Origin of the sequence: Pseudoalteromonas sp. JSTW (assembly GCF_013423925.1) — a bacterium.
Taxonomy (GTDB): Bacteria; Pseudomonadota; Gammaproteobacteria; order Enterobacterales; family Alteromonadaceae; genus Pseudoalteromonas; species Pseudoalteromonas lipolytica.
Genome location: NZ_CP058972.1, coordinates 1,887,830 through 1,907,042, shown reverse-complemented (window position 1 = coordinate 1,907,042; position 19,213 = coordinate 1,887,830). Strand labels below are relative to the sequence as shown.

Below are 19,213 nucleotides of genomic sequence, written 5' to 3'. Positions count from 1 at the left end.
CTTGAGTAATCTAGGATTTAATTTTGGTCCTGATGTGCGCCCACTTGCGGCGCGCATGCGACCTGAAACATTGAATGACTACATTGGTCAGCAACATCTTTTAAGCCCTGATAAACCGCTATACCAAGCAATTTTAGCTGGGCGCTGCCACAGCCTGATTTTGTGGGGCCCGCCGGGGGTTGGCAAAACCACTCTTGCGCAAATTATTGCTAATCATGCAGATGCAAGTCTTATTCAAATGTCTGCTGTCACCGCTGGCGTAAAAGACATCCGTGAAGCGGTCAATGAAGCCAAAGCTAACCTTGCTGGGCGAGGTCAGCGTACGCTATTATTTGTCGACGAAGTACACCGTTTTAATAAATCACAACAAGATGCCTTCTTGCCTCACATAGAAGACGGCACGTTTATTTTTGTTGGCGCCACCACAGAAAATCCTTCGTTTGCACTCAATAACGCCATACTTTCACGTGCGCGTGTTTATGTACTTAAAGCGTTAGAGCAAACCGATTTACACAATGTGATTGAGCGCGCATTACGTGATGATGTAGAGCTAAGTGAAAAAAACATCGTCATTGCCGATAACGCAAAGCAGGCACTTTGCCAAGCCAGCGACGGTGATGCCCGTAAAGTACTCAATTTACTTGAACAAGCCGTTGATTTAACCACTGAAAAACAAGGTAATTACCTAATTGATCAGCATGTTTTAAGTCAAGTGCTGCCAACGCATTTAGCGAAATATGACAAAGGGGGCGATGAGTTTTACGATCTAATCTCTGCGTTTCATAAGTCTGTACGAGGCAGCTCACCCGATGGTGCTTTATATTGGTATTGCCGTATTTTAGCGGGGGGGGGCGACCCGCTATATGTTGCAAGACGTTTATTAGCCATCGCGACAGAAGATATCGGCAATGCAGACCCTCGCGCTATGGAAGTTGCACTCAATGCATGGGATATTTATCAGCGAGTGGGGCCAAGTGAAGGTGAACGTGCCATAGCGCAAGCCACGCTCTATTTAGCCAGTGCGCCTAAGAGCAATGCTGTGTATATGGCTTTTAATCAGGCCAAGCACGATGCGCAAAATGAACCTAGTTACCCTGTACCAGAGCACCTGCGTAATGCACCTACCAGCCTAATGAAAGATTTGGGCTATGGTGCTGAGTATCGTTATGCGCATAACGAAGAAGGCGCATTTGCCGCAGGCGAAAAATATTTTCCTGAAGCTATTAGCGATAGGCAGTATTACTTTCCTACGGATCGCGGGCTTGAGCAAAAAATAAAACAAAAGCTGGATTATTTAACGCAGCGAAATGAGCAAAGCGATATTAAACGTTATGAATAGTTTAAAACTTTACATGATGATTGCATTGGGTGGCGCATCAGGTGCTTGCTTACGCTATTTTCTTAGCGAAACAATGCTAAAACTGCTGGGTAGGGGATTCCCTTTTGGCACGTTGACAGTTAATATTCTTGGTTCATTGTTAATGGGCATTTTATACGGCTTGATTGAAAAAGAAATAATCGCTGTTAGCCCTGCTAAGACCTTAATTGGTATTGGCTTTTTAGGTGCATTGACCACCTTTTCAACATTCTCAATGGATTCGTTGTTGCTGTTGCAACAAGGTCACTTTTTTAAAATGGCCCTCAATATCACCTTAAACGTGGTGGTGTGTATATTTATGGCTTGGCTGGGCCTTCAGCTGGTAATGCAAAAAGGTTAAAAACTAACATGTTAGATTCTAAATATTTACGTCAAGATATTGAACAAGCGGCTGCGCGTTTAGCAACACGCGGCTTTGAACTTGATATCGATGCAGTGACTGCACTTGAAGAAAAACGCAAAACATTACAAGTAAAAACGCAAGAACTTCAAAGCGAACGTAACGCAAGTTCCAAAGCTATCGGCCAAGCTAAAGCCAAAGGCGAGCACGATAAAGCACAAGCTTTGCTTGATTCGGTCAGTACCCTTGGGGATGAACTAGACAGCGTAAAAGCAGAGCAAGACGCAGTGCTTGAAGAGCTTAAGCAAATTGCCCTTGCCATTCCAAACTTACCAGATGAGTCAGTTCCTGTTGGTGAAGATGAAGAGCAAAACGTTGAAATCTCAACGTGGGGTACACCAAAATCATTTGACTTTGAAGTAAAAGATCACGTTGATGTAGGTCAAGACGTAAAGGGTCTTGATTTTGAAATGGGCGTGAAGATCAGTGGTGCACGTTTTACTGTGATGCGTGGCCAAGTTGCGCGTATGCACCGTGCATTAACTCAATTCATGCTTGATACGCACACCGATAAAAACGGTTACACAGAAATGTACGTACCTTACCTTGTTAATAGCGCAAGTTTGTACGGTACAAGCCAACTGCCTAAGTTCGCCGGTGATTTATTCCACACGTTAGGTTTAGTGGATGACGAAGGTCAACAACAACCTGGTTTTAGCTTAATTCCAACAGCAGAAGTACCCCTTACGAACTGTGCCCGCGATGAAATTTATGACGAAAGTGACTTGCCAATTCGTTTAACCGCGCATACGCCATGTTTCCGCAGTGAGGCCGGCAGCTATGGTCGTGATACACGTGGTCTTATTCGTCAGCACCAATTCGACAAAGTTGAATTAGTACAGCTAGTAAAACCAGAAGACTCAATGCAAGCGCTAGAAGAGCTAACAGGTCACGCAGAGCAAATCTTACAAGCATTAGAGCTTCCTTACCGTAAAGTGATTCTTTGTACCGGCGATATGGGCTTTGGTGCTGCGAAAACTTACGATTTAGAAGTATGGTTACCTGCACAAAATACCTACCGTGAAATTTCATCGTGTTCAAACATGGTTGATTTCCAAGCACGTCGCATGCAAGCGCGTTTCCGTCGTCAAGGTGAGAAAAAACCAGAACTATTGCATACACTTAATGGTTCAGGTTTGGCTGTAGGTCGTACATTGGTTGCCATTTTAGAAAACTATCAACAAGCTGATGGTTCAATTGTTGTGCCAGAGGTATTACGCCCATACATGGGAGGCTTAGAGGTTATTAAATAAGTTTTATTAGCCTAATAAGTTAAAAATGCCGCATAGGGAAACCATGCGGCATTTTTGTTTGTTTTTTAACTAATTAATTTGCGGAAGTGTAAACATTTAGTAGACTAAAAAGGTACCTTTAGTACTCAATACCAATCTACATTAATACTTAATCATTTAGTTAAGTGGATTGTGATACTCCAAAACACGAAGGATTGCTGTTATGAAAAGATTTCTCGCCGTCGCATCTGCTGCTTTGTATTTAGTAAGCTCAGTGGCGTTCGCTAAAGATAAACCCAATATTCTTATAATATTCCCTGATGATGTAGGGTGGCAGAATATAAGTGCCTATGGTTTGGGTACAATGGGCTATAAAACCCCAAATATTGATAAACTCGCCCATGAAGGCACGATGTTCACTGATCATTATGCTCAACCGTCATGTACTGCTGGTCGCGCGGCCCTTATTACCGGACAGTACCCAATCCGTAGTGGCATGACAACTGTTGGCAGACCCGGCGCAGAGCTTGGTTTAAAAGCGGGCTCCTATACTCTTGCTGAAGTTCTTAAAGAGCAAGGTTACGCTACGGGTCAATTCGGTAAAAACCATTTAGGTGATCGCAACGAGCACTTACCAACCGTTCATGGTTTTGATGAATTCTTTGGAAACTTATATCACTTAAATACCCAAGAAGAGTTTGAGCAAGTTGATTACCCTAAAGATCCTGAATTCTTCAAAAAATACGGTACACGCGGGGTTTTACACACTTATGCAACTAATGTAGATGACAAAACAGTTGATCCACGATTTGGTAAAGTTGGTAAGCAAAAAATTAAAGACACAGGCCAGCTTTCTCGCGAGCGAATGAAAACGGTTGATAAAGAATTCATGGATGCAAGTTTAGACTTTATCAAGCGAGCACAAAAAGAGAATAAGCCGTTCTTTGTGTGGTTTAATCCAAGCCGTATGCACATGTATACCCGTTTAAGTGATGAAAGTCGTTATTTAGCTGCCAAGCACACTACAGAGCACGATTTGTATGGTAGTGGCTTAATTGAGCATGATCAACAAGTGGGTGAATTGATGGCTGCACTTCAAGACATGGGTGTGCTAGATAATACGATCGTTGTTTACTCGACAGATAATGGTCCAGAACACAGTGCGCGTCTTCATGGTGGTACAACGCCATTCCGTGGAGAAAAAATGACAACCTACGAAGGCGGTGTACGTGTACCAATGATTGTTCGTTGGCCAGGTAAAGTACCCGCAGATAGAATTTTAAACGGTATTCAAACACACATGGATATTTACACCACTTTGGCAGCTGCTGCGGGTGAGCCTAATGTAGCCAAAAAAGCACTTAAAGAGCATAAACAGCCACTTGATGGTGTAAATAACTTAGATTACTGGTTAGGAAAAACAGATGACAGTGCACGTGACCACTTTTTCTATTATTACGAATCAAGCATTAAAGCGATTCGCTATAAACAATGGAAGCTGCATTTTGAAACAAGCGAAAACTACTATGCACAGTATGAAAAACAAAAGTTCCCCATTTTCTACAACCTTCGCATGGATCCGTTTGAAAGCTTTGATGGTTTGACTGACCGCTCTGATATAGTTCAGGCTAAACAATGGCTTAACGAACCTGTACAACACTTATTAGGTGAGCATATTAAGTCGCTTACTGAATACCCACCGCTTCAAAAAGCAGCAAGCTTTGACTTTAGCCAGCTTATGGAGCAGTTAATGTCAGGTAAGCAATAAGACAAAGCGCATAGACTTGAGCGCATAAAATTTAAGCCGCATAGGGAAACCATGCGGCTTTTGATTAAGTAATATTGCGCTGGTATGGACGACTAATCTGTTATAAATGGCTTTGATTTTACCATTTCGCACAATCACTTTAGAAAATCAAACTGAATAATTTATAAATACTTAAACTAAAAATGAGTAACAAGACAGGGAAAATAACAACATTAACAAAAACAGAGTTAGTGTATTCTCCCATAATTGATTTTTGATTCACCAACCAAACAAGGTAGCAAGTCACAATCGGCAGGAGTAAGCCATTGGCTGCTTGCGCAAAGATGATCACCGCAACAGGGTCAAGTCCGAGAGACGCCACAACCGCACCAAACGCTAGGATAATAATTGCCACACCTTTAAAGCGTGTATTACTCATTTTTGTTGACCAACCCAACATACCACACACGGCATATGCACCCGCTAGAGGAGCCGTTATTGCACTGGTGAGGCCCGCAGCACATAAGCCAATAGCAAAAAAGTAGTGAGCCATTCCACCCAACAAAGGCTCTAGTTGTACGGCCATATTGGCTGCAGAAATTTTACCCGCATCGGTGCCATAAAATGCCACGGAAGCTGTTGATAAAATTGCTAAGGTAATAATACCGCCAAGGGTTATTGAGATACTGGTATCTACATTAGTTTCTTTAATAACCTTTTCAATATCTTTATTTTTGTCATGTTTTTGGGCAAGGACGCCTGAATGTAAAAACAGATTATAAGGAACAATGGTGGTGCCGATTAAGGCTAATACCGTGGTAATGGAGTTATCAGGTAAACTTGGTATAAAGCCTTTTAAAACGAGAGTTAAGGGCGGCGCAGCCATTATTAATGTCGAAATAAAGACCAAGCTCATCAGCACAACTAAAACGATCAATGCACCTTCAATTACTTTATGCTTTCCGGTATACAACAGCACGACACTTAAAATTGCAATCAAAGGTGTCCAAATCAAAGGATTAAACGAGGGCAATATTTCTTGTAAACCCAGGCTTGCTCCAGAGAGGTTGCCTGCTTCATAGGCTGCACTGCCAATCCCTATTGCGCTGATCACCAAAAACGCGGCTAATAACTTAAACACAGGCGTTTTGATGGTTGTTCTCAGTGCAGTTGCTAAGTCTTGTCCCGTTGTAACACCGAGTCTAGCAGCCATAGATTGCAGCAAAATAGTGGCGATAACCGAAAATAAGAGTGTCCAAATTAAAGCAAAACCAAAGTTTGCCCCTGCAACGCTTGCGGTGGTAATGGTGCCTGGGCCTATAAAGGCAGCAGTGACAAGAAGTCCGGGTCCTAAACGCATGTAAAACCTTTTTATTATTAGAATAGTGAATTTTAGCTAATCAACTCATCGCTAGGCAGCAAAGCCACCGTGTGAGAAGTGCTGTCTGTAGATGCTCACGATATAATGTGTGGTTCTGAGGGTAAAGTAAAAACGGTGAGATTTGAGGGGGCAAAACGAAAACTACTTCAAAAGTGCAAGTAAATTGATAGTTAGCATACTTAATTATGATTATTTGAATGAATTTATTTACTCTTTTTAGTGTTTTAACGTTCTTAAATCAATATAGTAAAAATGAGCACAATAAAAAATATTCTTGTTTATTTGCGACGCTGTTTGCGGTATTGCGTCATACACATTTATTTAGCGCAGTGAGATAAATGGCAGTGAACGTTGAGTGAGTTAACTTTATCAAAGCGTGTTCAGCGCATTCCATGGTCATGTTAATTACGCACAGTCATTTGGTTTTGCAACTAAAGAACAGAACTTTAATGTCACCAACAACGCATTGTAAACTGGGTTCAATCTCTAAAGACGGCAAAGCAACAGGGATTGCCCGAGTTGCAGCACAAGCAAAGCTTACGGTGTACTACTAATATCGGACTTTTCAATTCAGTGACTACTGACAAGCGTACAATAGTATACAGCGCATCGCTTGGTGACTTAGGCAGCAAGTAGCCAGCCTGTTGGTCATTCATTACTGCAGCAAAGCGCGCTCGGCCCGCGCTGGTACATCGCAGGAGCTGGGGCATTTTATCGACAACAAATGATATGTCTGATTTTACTTTATTTAGCTCTTCGAGAAAGCAAAATACTCTTTAAACAGTCTTGATAAGAATGTTCGCGCCTTGAATAAATGAAACAGCGGGTTATCAGTGTTTTTATGGCAATGCTAGGGTACTTTATGTTTTAGGGTACTTTATATTTTAGGGCATAAGGTTGGGCACTTAATGAAGTGGTCGCGGGAAATAAGCGCATATTGCATGTGGCACACACATTGTAAAATTTATACACAGTCCGTACTAATTATGCAGTTTTAAGATTTTAAAAAATTAATCTCATTAAAAATCAGTGGGTTAAATTGGTTTGCTTTTTGCAAGGTTAAAATAATTCGTCTTATTTTAACAAAAGGAATTAACAATGCCTGAATTAACCTTGTCTGCTTATTTTGCTGTCTATGTTTACTTAATCATGCTTATTGTTCAATGGGGTGTGGCTGCGGTTGTTAAGGCAAAACAACCCGGTGCTGTACCTGGTAAGTTTAACGCATCTTTGGGTCATGAAAGCTTTGTATTTCGTGCGCATCGCACGTTTATGAATAGTTTAGAAAATAGCCCGTTGTTTTTAGGTGCGGTATTTTTAGGTTTTTTTCTAAATGTGAATAGTAATGTATTCGCTCTGTGTATCTGGGTGTATGTGATAGCAAGGATTATTCACATGCTGCTGTATTACGCTATTGCAACAGAAAAGAACCCAAGCCCGCGCAGCTATTTCTTTTTGATTGCAGCGATTGCCAATATAGCCCTCGTGGTATTAATAGGGTTACGTTTAGTGTAGTGGTCATCATTTTTTAAGCCTAATGTGCTTTGTTTTTAAACCACATTAGCGAAAAAAAAGAGGCATTGAATGAATTATCAATGCCTCTGCGATTAAGCGTTTAAATACGCGATTTACTACTCAACACCTATAAAACCACCGGTTTGATGAGACCATAAGGCAGCATAAATACCGCCTTGCGCTATTAATTGTTCATGGCTGCCTTGTTCAACAACACCGCCTTCATCCAGCACGATGAGTCTGTCCATTTGCGCAATGGTTGATAAGCGATGGGCAATTGCGATGACCGTTTTACCCGTCATTAAATCATCAAGGCTGGTCTGTATAGCGGCTTCGACCTCGGAGTCAAGCGCACTGGTTGCTTCGTCTAAAATGAGAATGGGTGCATCTTTAAGTAGTACGCGTGCAATCGCGATTCGCTGGCGCTGTCCCCCAGATAGTTTGACACCTCGCTCACCCACTTGAGCAGCAAACCCTTTATTGCCTTTGCTGTCTTCTAAATCTTCGATAAACTCAAGCGCTTTTGCTTGTTTTGCTGCGGCTAACATTTCATCTTCTGTTGCATCAGGTCTACCATATAAGATGTTATCTTTTACAGAGCGATGCAGTAGTGATGTGTCTTGCGTCACCATTGCGATGTGTTTACGTAAGCTCTCTTGGCTTACCGTAGCAATATTTTGGTTATCAATGGTGATATTTCCGGAATCAACATCGTAAAAGCGAAGAAGCAAATTAACCAACGTTGATTTACCGGCACCTGAGCGGCCAACTAGGCCAATTTTCTCACCTGCTTTAATGTTTAAATTTAAACCATTAATAACGGGGCCACGGTGCGTTTCATTTGCTGCTTTACCATAATTAAACTGCACGTTTTCAAAGTTAATTGCACCTTTCGATACCGCAAGCGTTGACGCGTTGGGTTGATCGTCAACCTCGATAGGCGTCGATAAAGTCTTCATACCATCGGCAACCGTGCCAATGTTTTCAAATAGGCTGCTAATTTCCCACATGATCCACTGTGCCATCCCGTTTAATCGCAATGAAAGACTGACAGCAATAGCGATTGCACCAACAGAAATAGCGCTAATCGACCACAGGTATAAAGATAAGGCAGCAATACTAAAGACCAGTAAATAATTTAAGGTATTGATCGAAAAGTTAAGGCTCGTCACTAAACGCATTTGCTTATAAACAGGTTGTAAAAACACATCCATGCTGTCTTTGGCGTATTGCTCTTCTCGCTGAGTATAAGAGAACAATTTGATTGTTGAAATGTTGGTGTAACTATCGACTACGCGGCCTGTCATTTCTGAGCGTGCATCAGCTTGCGAGCTGGCAACACGCTTTAGCTTAGGAACAAAGTAAAGTTGAATGGCTGCATATAATAGTAACCAAACTAATAGTGGGATCATTAAACGCCAGTCAGATTCTGCGACTAAAAATACCATCGCGCCAAAATACACCACAATGTACATCAAAACATCGAGCAGCTTCATCACGGCCTCGCGAACTGCAAGAGAGGTTTGCATTACTTTAGTCGCAATGCGGCCCGCAAACTCATTTTGATAAAAACTGATACTTTGGCGAAGTAAGTAGCGGTGAGCTAACCAACGTATAGACATTGGGTAGTTACCTAGGAGTGCTTGGTGTAAAACCGCAGAGTGAAAAAACACCACGATAGGCAACACAACAAGCAGTATCACAGCCATTCTGATCAACTCAGATTTTTGCTCAACAAATAAAGTCTCTGGTGTGTATTGGCCTAGCCAGTCAACTAACTGACCCATGTAACTAAAAAGAGAAACCTCTAAAATAGCTAATGCAGCTGCACTTAATGACATAAAGAATAATGACAGCTCCATGCCTCGCGTATAATGGCGGCAAAAAGCAAACAAACTATTGGGCGGCTGAGAAGGCTTTTCTTTAGGAAATGGATTGGTCATCCGTTCAAATATACGATACATAAGCGACGCTTTTATAAAATTAAGTAGTGGTACTATATCATTGAGCTGGCTTTTTAGCAGAGCATTTACGATAAAAATAACGTTTAAAATACAACATTTATTCATGTATTTACATGTATTTAAATTAATGAAAACATAGCAGGAAAAAGGACGCCATCATGAAAAAATTACTCTGTGCATTGTCGCTATTAGTGTGTTTGCCTGTCAGTGCGTATCAGCTCGAAACCGTTACGTTTAAAGGTCAAAAAACAGCGATTGAAAAGCCGCTGACTGTCATTCTACCGCAGGGTTACAATTCGTCTGTACGTTATAACGTGGTGTACGTATTGCACGGCTTTAGCGGAAACCATACCGATTGGTCAAACCTGACAGAGATAGAAAGATTAGCAGATCACTATAACGTCATTATCGTCAATCCGGATGGTAACTATGGTTCGTGGTATGTTGATTCTGAAGTAGATAACGCATCTCAATACGAAACATACATTGCAGATGATGTCGTTAATTTTATTGATAATACATATGCAACGAATGCCAGTAAATCAGGCAGAGCAATAACAGGCTTGTCGATGGGAGGGTTTGGTGCATTGCATATTGCAATTAATAACCCTGAACGGTTTGCTGCGGTATCGGGTATCTCAGCTGGGGTTGATGTAAGGCCGTTTTCGGCAGAATTTGACTTAGCAAATGTGCTGGGCAGTTATGCACAAAATAAAGCCCGCTGGGATGATATTGCCATTATAAACAACCTTCATAAAATAGCTGCCGGGAATACGGCTTGGAAAAAAGGCGACGACAGTTTAGCGATTATGCTCGATATAGGAGTTGATGACTTTTTTATTGAACAGAATCGTGCATTACACCACGCTATGCTCGCAATGCGAATACGCCATGACTATATTGAGCGTGCTGGGAAACATGACTGGCATTATTGGCGTCGAGTGATCCCTTATCAGTTTTTATTCTTAACATCTCATATGGAGTAATAACATGTTACAACGCGCACTGGTCGTTTTAGCTGCTGCTTTTTTTATTTTTATCGGCTGGGTAATTTACCTCGCTAATACGGGTCAGAAAGCGGTGTTTTTTGATCTCGTTGCTGCCATTCCTTACGGTGATAAAGTAGGCCATTTTTGTCTGTTCGGGTTACTTACTTTGTTTATTAATCTTGCCTTTAAATTTAAAACGTTTGTTGTGGCCGGGTACACTATCTATTATGCCGCAGCAATCGTGGTAACGTTCGTGGTGTTAGAGGAGTTGAGTCAATACTTTGTTGAAACTCGGACGTTGGATTTTATTGATTTAGTCGCTGATTTTATGGGCATTGCTTTTTTTAGTGGTATTTCTGTTTGGTTATCTAAGCGCTTATACCCGATCAAAAATTAATTTTTAGTGGTTTAGTGACTCGCTTTGTTTCGGCTATACTCAGAATATGGGTTGCTTAGAAGTCGCTTATGAATACAAAAACATCTGAATATTTGCCTGATATTGTTGAGCTTTTACTAGACGCTGTGTGTGTTGTAGATGTTAAAGGTTGCTTACTTTTTACAAATCCTGCCTTCGAAACTATTTTTGGTTATTCACCTGGCGAAGCAATTAATAGACAAATGCTCGATTTTGTTTACCCCGAAGACAGAGCAAAAACCATACACGCAATTAACCAAATAATGAACAACAATCAGCATCCACGGTTTGAAAATCGCTGGGTAAGAAAAGATGGCCGGATCGTGCATGTTTTGTGGTCAGTGTATTGGTCACAAGATAAGCAAGTCAGAGTCGCCATTGCGTATGACATAACAGAGCAAAAAAACCTCGAACAAAAGCTTATCTATTTAGCAGGGCATGACCCACTCACTGACTTACCAAACCGAAGCTTTTTAATAAACCAACTTGAAGAATCACTGTCAATCGCTAATACGCTTTCGTCGGTGCTTGGGGTGTTGTTTATTGATATAGATGGATTTAAGCAAGTTAATGATATTCATGGTCATGCAGCAGGTGATAAATTATTAAAAACCATCGCGATGCGAATTCGTCATGTGCTTAAAAAAAATGACAGTGTAGGTCGCTTAGGGGGTGATGAGTTCGTTGTCATTTTAAACAGTATAAAGAACAAGCAAGACATTCTTATGTTGGTCGACACGTTAAAGAAAGAGATAGCAAAGCCACTTGAATTTAACGATGCCGAGCTTGCTTACTCCCCTAGTATGGGGGCCGTAATGTTTCCTGAATATTATGGTGATGCAGAGTATTTGATTCAATGTGCTGATAAAGCCATGTACCGTGCCAAGCATTCGGGGGGGAATCAAGTTGTGTTTTATAACGATGATATAAAGCTACCCGGCGCTCAAAGTATTAAACCATAAGTAAAAGTTCAACTGCGACTCAGGCCATCAAAATAGGTCTTTAAATAGACACATATTACAAAAAGCAATCGCCTTTATTTAATAGAGGCGCTTAATACCTATCTGCTGTGTTAAAAGTTTTAACCTAATAATCTGTCTTCTAACTCATTACTATTGCTTGAAGCGAAATATTAGTTAGCCTTGAATGATTCATTGAAGGAGTGACACTATGTTAAAGCGAAAAACAATAACAACGAGCAGTGTTTTGTTTGGCTCATCATTACTATTAGCAACGGCTGCACACGCCACAACGCCTGAAGTTAATAACCAACGAGCGTTGCATGAAATAGCCAGTGCAGTTTCAAAGACCCGTATAGAGCAAGATATTCAAACCTTGGTTGATTTTGGCACGCGACATACTTTATCAGAGACTAAATCAAATACTCGTGGTATTGGGGCTGCAAGACGCTGGATAAAAGCGGAGTTTGAAGCAATTTCAAAAGCGTGTGGCCAGTGCCTTGAAATCATTGAGGTCAAAGACACTATTTCTGGCGAAAAACGTATTCCAAACCCTGTTGAAGTGGTAAATATAATTGCCATTCAGCGAGGACAGGTTGACCCTAATCGGATGGTTATGATGTCGGGTGATATCGATTCTCGTGTCAGTGATGTGATGGACTACACCTCAGATGCACTGGGTGCGAACGATAATGCCTCAGGTGTAGCGGGTGTGATTGAGTCTGCGCGAGTGTTGTCACAATACACATTTAATGGCTCGATTGTTTATGCCGCACTATCAGGTGAAGAGCAAGGATTGTTTGGTGGTAAAATATTAGCGAAATACGCGCAAGATAATAACTGGCGAGTACATGCTGTCTTAAATAACGATATGATCGGTAATTCTACCGGTATTAATGGTGTAACAGATAACACCACCGCACGTATTTTCTCTGAAGGCACACGGGTTATTGAAACCAAAGAACAAGCCCATAAGCGTCGGTTTACCGGGGGAGAAGTCGATTCTGCGAGCCGCAACCTCGCACGCTACATCGATACAATCGCCGACAAATACATAGAAAATCTTGATACCATGTTGGTGTATCGATTAGACAGGTTTGGGCGTGGAGGGCATCACCGCCCATTCAACGATGTTGGCTTTGCTGCTGTTCGTATAATGGAAACCAACGAAAATTATAATCAACAACATCAAGACTTGCGCACCGAAGATGGCATTACATATGGTGATACAATTGATCATGTTGATTTTGCATATGCTGCAAAGTTAACGTCATTAAATGCAGTGAGTCTTGCGTCAATGGCATGGGCGCCAGCACCACCAACGGGAGTCAGTATTTCAGGGGCCGTTAAACCAAGCACCACCTTATCGTGGCACCACAGTGATGATCCTACAATTACAGGCTATAAAATTTACTGGCGTTATACCAGTGAACCCCAGTGGCAATTTAGTCGTGATGTTGGCAAAGTGACAACAGCGACGTTAAAAAATGTGGTGATTGATAACTACTATTTTGGTGTTGCAGCAGTAAATAAAGACGGTATTGAATCACCAGTTGTTTTTCCGGGAGATGTGGGTGCATTCGAATGGGAGAATAATGAGCCTTAAAACCTAATAACACGTCTTTATTATAAAGTGATCGATTTGTCTCATCAGTGAGTTTAAAACTAGTGAGACATTTCAATAGCTTGAAAAAGGAGCTGACATGCAATATCTAGAAAATATGCTGCAAACTGTAAAGGATTCTAACCCACACGAACAGGAATTCCATCAAGCCGTTGAAGAAGTGCTTACCTCATTAACCCCAATTCTTAAAGAAAATGACGTGTATCAACATAATGCGATTGTTGAGCGTTTAGTTGAGCCTGAAAGACAGATAATGTTTCGCGTGCCTTGGTTAGACGATAAAGGAAATGTGCAAGTTAATCGGGGATTTAGAATCGAATTTAGCTCTTCTCTTGGTCCTTACAAAGGGGGATTACGGTTTCATCCGAGTGTTAATTTAAGCGTGATCAAATTTTTAGGCTTTGAGCAAGTTTTAAAAAATGCGTTAACAGGGCTTCCTTTAGGCGGTGCAAAAGGAGGGGCTGACTTTGATCCAAAAGGAAAGAGTGATCATGAAATTATGCGTTTTTGTCACTCTTTTATGACAGAGTTGTACCGACATATTGGCGCACAAACCGATGTGCCTGCAGGTGATATTGGTGTTGGGGAGCGAGAAATTGGCTATCTATTTGGTCAGTACAAGCGGATTACAAACCAATATAATGGGGTACTTACAGGTAAGCCCACTCTGTTAGGGGGCTCTTCATTAAGAGTCGAAGCAACGGGTTATGGTATCGCCTATTTTCTTAGTGCCATGCTTGATGCTAAAAATGATTCACTAAAAGGTAAACGTTGCTTGGTGTCAGGGGCTGGAAATGTTGCCCTGTATTTAATGGAAAAACTGTCACAATTCGATGCGACTATTTTGACCTGCAGTGACTCAAAAGGCACCTTATATTGTGAAGATGGCCTTGATGTTGAATTAATAAAACACTTAAAAAAAGAGCAGGGCGCTGCGCTGCGTGATTACTTGAACGAGCACCCACAAGCAGAGTATATCCCTGTGAGTCAGTATCCAAAAGATGGTCACCAAGTTTGGCACTTTAACGGCGATATCGCATTACCGTGCGCCACACAAAATGAAATAACTAAAAAAGATGCCCAAGCGCTTGTCGATAATGGCTGTAAAATTGTCTGTGAAGGTGCAAACATGCCAACGACCGCTGAGGCACACGCTATATTTCAAGAACACGATGTATATTTAGGTCCAAGCAAGGCTGCTAATGCTGGTGGGGTTGCAACGAGTCAATTTGAAATGGCGCAAAATGCAAGCTTGCAAACATGGCGGCCACAGCAGGTTGACGAAAAACTGCAACAAGTAATGAAAAACATTTTTGATAGAGTATCAGCAACGGCAAAGCGTTATTCAAGTGAAGACGACCTGTCGCTCGGTGCAAACATTGCGGGGTTTGAACGGGTTGCTCAGGCGATGCTTAAGCAAGGCGTTGTTTAACTCGCAGAACAGCTAATTAATGTTAAGAATGCGCTGCTAATGAAAATAGCTAGCCACTTTTTTGCTACTAGACTATGTTTAACATGCTTATTAAAGGAGTTAACTTATGTCTTATGCCGACGGTTTTGTAGCTGCTGTACCCACAGTAAACAAAGAAAAATACCTTGCACATGCTGAATTTGCAGCCGAAATATTCAAAGAATACGGTGCGTTAAAGGTGGTCGAAACCTGGGGGAGTGATGTACCCGATGGTGAAGTCACTTCATTTCCCATGGCTGTAAAAGCGGATGAGAATGAAACGGTGGTGTTTTCATGGGTCATCTGGCCTTCAAAAGCTGTTCGCGATAGCGGCTGGCAGAAACTAATGGAGGATTCACGTATGAGCCCTGAAAACAACCCCATGCCATTTGATGGTAAACGTATGATTTATGGTGGTTTCGATATTGTATTAGACAAATAAGAAGCGTGTATGTGGGCGTGTTTAAGCCCATTGAGTTTTTCTGTCTGATTGCCTATTTATGTAAAGCTCAGCCTTGCTGAGCTTTACTGTTTCTAAACTACGAAAATGCCTTTTCGTTGAGTAGTTCTTGCATCTGTTCACGCATTTTGAATTTTTGCAATTTGCCTGTAACTGTCATCGGGTATTCGTCGACAAAGCGAATGTGCTTTGGCACTTTAAAATAAGCCAGCTTGTCTTTTAAAAACTCACGAATGGTATCTTCGTCAAGTACGGCATCTTCTTTTGGTTGGATCCACGCACATACTTCTTCACCATATTTTTCATCACTGATGCCAAAAATCGCTGCATCCTGAATACCTGGGTAGGTGTATAGTACTTCCTCTATTTCACGAGGGTAAATGTTTTCGCCGCCGCGAATGATCATATCTTTAATACGACCAACAATCGCTACAAAACCGTGTTCGTCCATCACACCTAAATCGCCAGAATGTAACCAGCCGTGTTCATCGATAGTGGCATTGGTTTTTTCTTCATCGTTCCAGTAACAACGCATAATACCCGCACCTCGGCTACATACTTCACCGGGCACACCAATTTTTTGGATATCGCCAAGTTCATCAATAATTTTCACCTCGGTATGGGCAAGTGCTCGTCCTACTGTTGTCACTTGTTTTTCCAGTGGTGAATCGGTTTCGGTTACATTGTTAATCGGGCTGCATTCAGTTTGTCCATAACCAATAACCACCTCTTTCATGTGCATTAATGTTTGTACTTTGCGCATGACTTCCTCTGGGCATGTGGAGCCAGCCATAACACCTGTACGCAGGCTTGATAAGTCATAATCAGCAAAGTTTTTTAGTTCAAGTTCGGCAATAAACATAGTGGGTACGCCATGAAGTGCTGTACAGCGTTCTTTTTCAACAATATCTAACGTTGTTTTCGGATCAAAGGAATCACCCGGAAAAACGGCAGTAGCCCCTTTACTAATACACACTAAATTGCCCAGTACCATGCCAAAACAATGATATAACGGAACTGGAATACATAATTTATCAAGATGGGTTAGTTTCATGGCTTGTGCCATTAAGAAACCATTATTGAGAATGTTTTTATGCGATAACGTTGCGCCTTTAGGGTTTCCTGTCGTACCCGAGGTAAATTGAATATTGATATCTTGATCTGCTTTTAATGTTGCACTAATCGCATCAAGCTCAAGTTTATGTGCATCAGTCGCACGTTGCATTATGTCGCTAAAACAATACATTCCCGCTGTAGGACGTTCGCCAATGCGAATGATATTTTTCAAATGGGGAAGTGCTTTAAGATCTAAATTGCCTGCATTTGCATTTTTTAGTTCAGGTGCAAGTTCATTTAGCATGTCGATATAATTACTCGATTTAAACTCATCAGCGGTGATGAGTGTTGAGCATTCGACACTGTTTAATGCGTATTTTAGCTCGCTTGGGCGGTAGGCAGGGTTAATACACACCATAATGGCACCTATTTTCGCCGTGGCAAATTGTGTTAAACACCATTCAATGTTATTGGGTGACCAAATACCCACACGATCGCCGGGTTTAACGCCAATTGACAGCAAGCCCATCGCAAGTTGGTTAATCTGTTGCTGGTATTCTTTATACGTAAGGCGGATATTTTGATGATTAACAACAATCGCGGGGTGTTCTGGGTAATTGTCGACAATGTTATCTAGGTACTGACCAATGGTTTGCTCTATGAGAGGAATGTCAGTGCGACCTTTAAAATAGCTTTGTGTTAATGGGAGACTGTTATTATGTATGTTCTTTGCTTGCATTGTTTTCTCCGTGTCCTATTAAAATGTTGTCATGGACTTGATGCGAAAATAACAAAAATGAATACACTGCGTGTTCATTTAGTGTCAGCTTACAGTTTTAACTAAGCATAGATTGTCGACAAATAAAAGTCTTATAAGACTAATGTACAGTGATTGCAGCTAAATTAAGAGAAAAGAATGGTTTTTGGCAGGCATAAAAAAACGTGCCGTAGCACGTTCTTTTTAAACAAGATAAATTACGCTTGATCTTGTTTATAGGTTTTTCGCATTAAGTACACATAGGCACTGATAAACGCGTTTTCTTGAAACTTTTTCAGTCCAGTGTCTTCAAATTCGATAGGCAGTGGATTGCGTTTAAGCTGCTCTTTAATTGTTGTTGCGCTGAAAATTTGCACATCTAACTCTTCAATAAGTTGAATGGCTGTTTCCATTTTGAAACCTTTAGCACTGCCTGCAAATTTACCTTTAGGTTGACGCTCTTTAATTGCAACAGAATCAATTTGGTAATCTTGCATCAGTTTTCTAAAATCAAACTGAAATTTGCGCATAACTTCTGTGTCATTACCATCGCCTAACGTAAAGCGAGTTTGTCTTACATCACGGATATCAAACACGTCGTTATCTTTCGTTAAAATACACAGTAGTACATCGCTACCTGTAATTTCTACACCGCATGTTCTCATAGTTAATCTCTAAATAACTTAATTTGCGCAATTATAGCAAGTAACGTCCTGAAAAACAGTTGCTTTAAAAATGAATTTTAATTGCAATCGAACTATGGTCACTTACTGTAATATCTTCTACTGCTTGGTGGGGGTTTAAATGCGCATCATAGCTTTCGTATTCCAGCTTTGAGACCTTTGATAGTGCGCATTGTGGATTAAAATGCGCAGAGACCAAAATATAATCGAGCACGTTTCCCTTGCCGTGATAATAGTGGCTAAACGGCTTTGTGTTGTTCTCACTAGCAGCGCAAAATAGGTAGGCGTCTGTTAAGCCGACGACGGGTTCATTATTTGCTATACAGGGCTCGCAACGAGTCGGGTGAAAGCCTTGTGTCATAAATGATAATGTTGGGCTTGTCAGCACGTCGTTAAAATCGCCCATCACCAAGGTGGCACATTGTTTTTCACGCTGTGTTTTTAACGCATCGTAATAAACAATAGACGCCTCTAATGAGCGTGATATTTGCGATTGCATTGCGCCAACTGTTTGGTGCAGCAACTGCAATAAGGGATCTTCAAGGTTATGTATGTTGAGTATGTGCGCCATAGATTGCACACGTTGTGATTTAAAATGCACAACATAACAGCACACCTCACCAAATTCAGGAAAGTCCAAGAAACACTTTATAGGCGTGCGATTAAACTTAAAATCACTTTGGTTGTTGAGGTATTCAAGCAATTCTGGGCAGGGAGTCAAAGGTTCGACACAAGTGAAAGGGTATTTACTGGCGATAGCAACAATAGGATTAAACAGCACTTGAGGGTACAGCGCATCGTGCGAAGGGGAGTCAACGGTTTCAAAATAATCATAACCGGCTTCTTTACACTGTATTTCTAATGCGTGAGCACTAAAAACCTCTTGAAACGCGACCACATCGGCTTTCGAATCAAACAGAAAATCACGCACAAACTGCTGCTTTTGCTGCCACTGCGTGTTGTTATAGCGTTCATGCTGTTGGTAAAACGAATAAGGGGGAGCAGTGTAGTTAAGTAAATTCAAACTAGCAAACTTGAGCGTATGCGTGTGTGGCATCGTGATCACCGTTAAAGTACTGACCTGTTAAGTATGAAATGACTTAAGTAATTGTCAATTTACTCACCTAAATACTTGTATTTGAGGACTCTAGCGGCGACAATGGGCGCTTGTATTTGCGAAGACTCAGTAAATACACGTCTTTT

Annotated in this window: 16 protein-coding genes; 11 read left to right on the top strand and 5 right to left on the bottom strand. The window is 41.3% G+C overall.

Annotated features, from left to right (window positions below; genetic code table 11):
* Position 1: 1 nt before the first annotated feature.
* The 4 genes from GZH31_RS08770 (at position 2) to GZH31_RS08755 (ending at position 4,778) form a co-directional block, all read left to right on the top strand.
* On the top strand, positions 2-1,339 hold the full coding sequence (locus tag GZH31_RS08770; protein WP_036968135.1) for a replication-associated recombination protein A: 1,338 nt from the start codon (positions 2-4) through the stop codon (positions 1,337-1,339).
* The gene (gene crcB, locus GZH31_RS08765) at positions 1,332-1,718 is read left to right on the top strand and encodes a fluoride efflux transporter CrcB (protein ID WP_074989576.1); all 387 of its coding nucleotides are present in this window, start codon (positions 1,332-1,334) and stop codon (positions 1,716-1,718) included. The genes GZH31_RS08770 and crcB overlap by 8 nt, the downstream gene beginning before the upstream one ends.
* Positions 1,719-1,726: 8 nt before the next feature.
* Complete coding sequence (gene serS, locus GZH31_RS08760) at positions 1,727-3,031, top strand: serine--tRNA ligase (protein WP_036968138.1); 1,305 nt, start codon at positions 1,727-1,729, stop codon at positions 3,029-3,031.
* Positions 3,032-3,233: 202 nt separating this feature from the next.
* Positions 3,234-4,778, top strand: a complete 1,545-nt coding sequence (locus GZH31_RS08755; RefSeq protein WP_065979977.1) for an arylsulfatase — start codon at positions 3,234-3,236, stop codon at positions 4,776-4,778.
* 139 nt (positions 4,779-4,917) lie between these two features.
* Here GZH31_RS08755 and GZH31_RS08750 read toward each other — a convergent pair whose 3' ends face one another.
* On the bottom strand, positions 4,918-6,117 hold the full coding sequence (locus tag GZH31_RS08750) for an Nramp family divalent metal transporter (RefSeq protein WP_036968144.1): 1,200 nt from the start codon (positions 6,115-6,117) through the stop codon (positions 4,918-4,920).
* Positions 6,118-7,236: 1,119 nt separating this feature from the next.
* Here GZH31_RS08750 and GZH31_RS08745 point away from each other — a divergent pair.
* A complete protein-coding gene (locus GZH31_RS08745; protein WP_036968147.1) occupies positions 7,237-7,653 on the top strand; it encodes an MAPEG family protein in 417 nt (138 codons plus the stop codon).
* A gap of 116 nt (positions 7,654-7,769) precedes the next feature.
* On the opposite strand, the gene GZH31_RS08740 is transcribed toward GZH31_RS08745, so the two are convergent.
* Positions 7,770-9,617, bottom strand: coding sequence for an ABC transporter ATP-binding protein (locus tag GZH31_RS08740; protein WP_074989601.1), 1,848 nt, complete (start codon positions 9,615-9,617; stop codon positions 7,770-7,772).
* Between the two features lie 158 nt (positions 9,618-9,775).
* Here GZH31_RS08740 and GZH31_RS08735 point away from each other — a divergent pair, with 158 nt between their 5' ends.
* From GZH31_RS08735 to GZH31_RS08710, 6 genes are all read left to right on the top strand, one after another.
* Positions 9,776-10,603, top strand: a complete 828-nt coding sequence (locus GZH31_RS08735) for an alpha/beta hydrolase family protein (RefSeq protein WP_180310860.1) — start codon at positions 9,776-9,778, stop codon at positions 10,601-10,603.
* A gap of 4 nt (positions 10,604-10,607) precedes the next feature.
* Entirely contained in the window at positions 10,608-11,003 is a 396-nt protein-coding gene (locus tag GZH31_RS08730) for a VanZ family protein (RefSeq protein ID WP_180310859.1), read from the top strand.
* Positions 11,004-11,071: 68 nt separating this feature from the next.
* On the top strand, positions 11,072-11,983 hold the full coding sequence (locus GZH31_RS08725; protein ID WP_180310858.1) for a diguanylate cyclase domain-containing protein: 912 nt from the start codon (positions 11,072-11,074) through the stop codon (positions 11,981-11,983).
* 208 nt (positions 11,984-12,191) lie between these two features.
* Positions 12,192-13,586, top strand: a complete 1,395-nt coding sequence (locus GZH31_RS08720; RefSeq protein WP_180310857.1) for a M28 family metallopeptidase — start codon at positions 12,192-12,194, stop codon at positions 13,584-13,586.
* 97 nt (positions 13,587-13,683) lie between these two features.
* Positions 13,684-15,036 carry an NADP-specific glutamate dehydrogenase gene (gene gdhA, locus GZH31_RS08715; protein WP_180310856.1) on the top strand — a complete coding sequence of 451 codons (1,353 nt, stop codon included), beginning with the start codon at positions 13,684-13,686 and terminating at the stop codon, positions 15,034-15,036.
* Between the two features lie 106 nt (positions 15,037-15,142).
* Complete coding sequence (locus GZH31_RS08710; RefSeq protein ID WP_118844337.1) at positions 15,143-15,496, top strand: DUF1428 domain-containing protein; 354 nt, start codon at positions 15,143-15,145, stop codon at positions 15,494-15,496.
* 97 nt (positions 15,497-15,593) lie between these two features.
* Here GZH31_RS08710 and GZH31_RS08705 read toward each other — a convergent pair whose 3' ends face one another.
* The 3 genes from GZH31_RS08705 to GZH31_RS08695 all read right to left on the bottom strand — a co-directional run bounded on the left by GZH31_RS08705 (position 15,594) and on the right by GZH31_RS08695 (position 19,067).
* On the bottom strand, positions 15,594-17,309 hold the full coding sequence (locus tag GZH31_RS08705; RefSeq protein WP_118844336.1) for an AMP-binding protein: 1,716 nt from the start codon (positions 17,307-17,309) through the stop codon (positions 15,594-15,596).
* Positions 17,310-17,545: 236 nt separating this feature from the next.
* On the bottom strand, positions 17,546-17,992 hold the full coding sequence (locus tag GZH31_RS08700; RefSeq protein ID WP_036968178.1) for a DUF3010 family protein: 447 nt from the start codon (positions 17,990-17,992) through the stop codon (positions 17,546-17,548).
* A gap of 64 nt (positions 17,993-18,056) precedes the next feature.
* On the bottom strand, positions 18,057-19,067 hold the full coding sequence (locus GZH31_RS08695) for an endonuclease/exonuclease/phosphatase family protein (protein ID WP_118844335.1): 1,011 nt from the start codon (positions 19,065-19,067) through the stop codon (positions 18,057-18,059).
* Positions 19,068-19,213 lie beyond the last annotated feature (146 nt).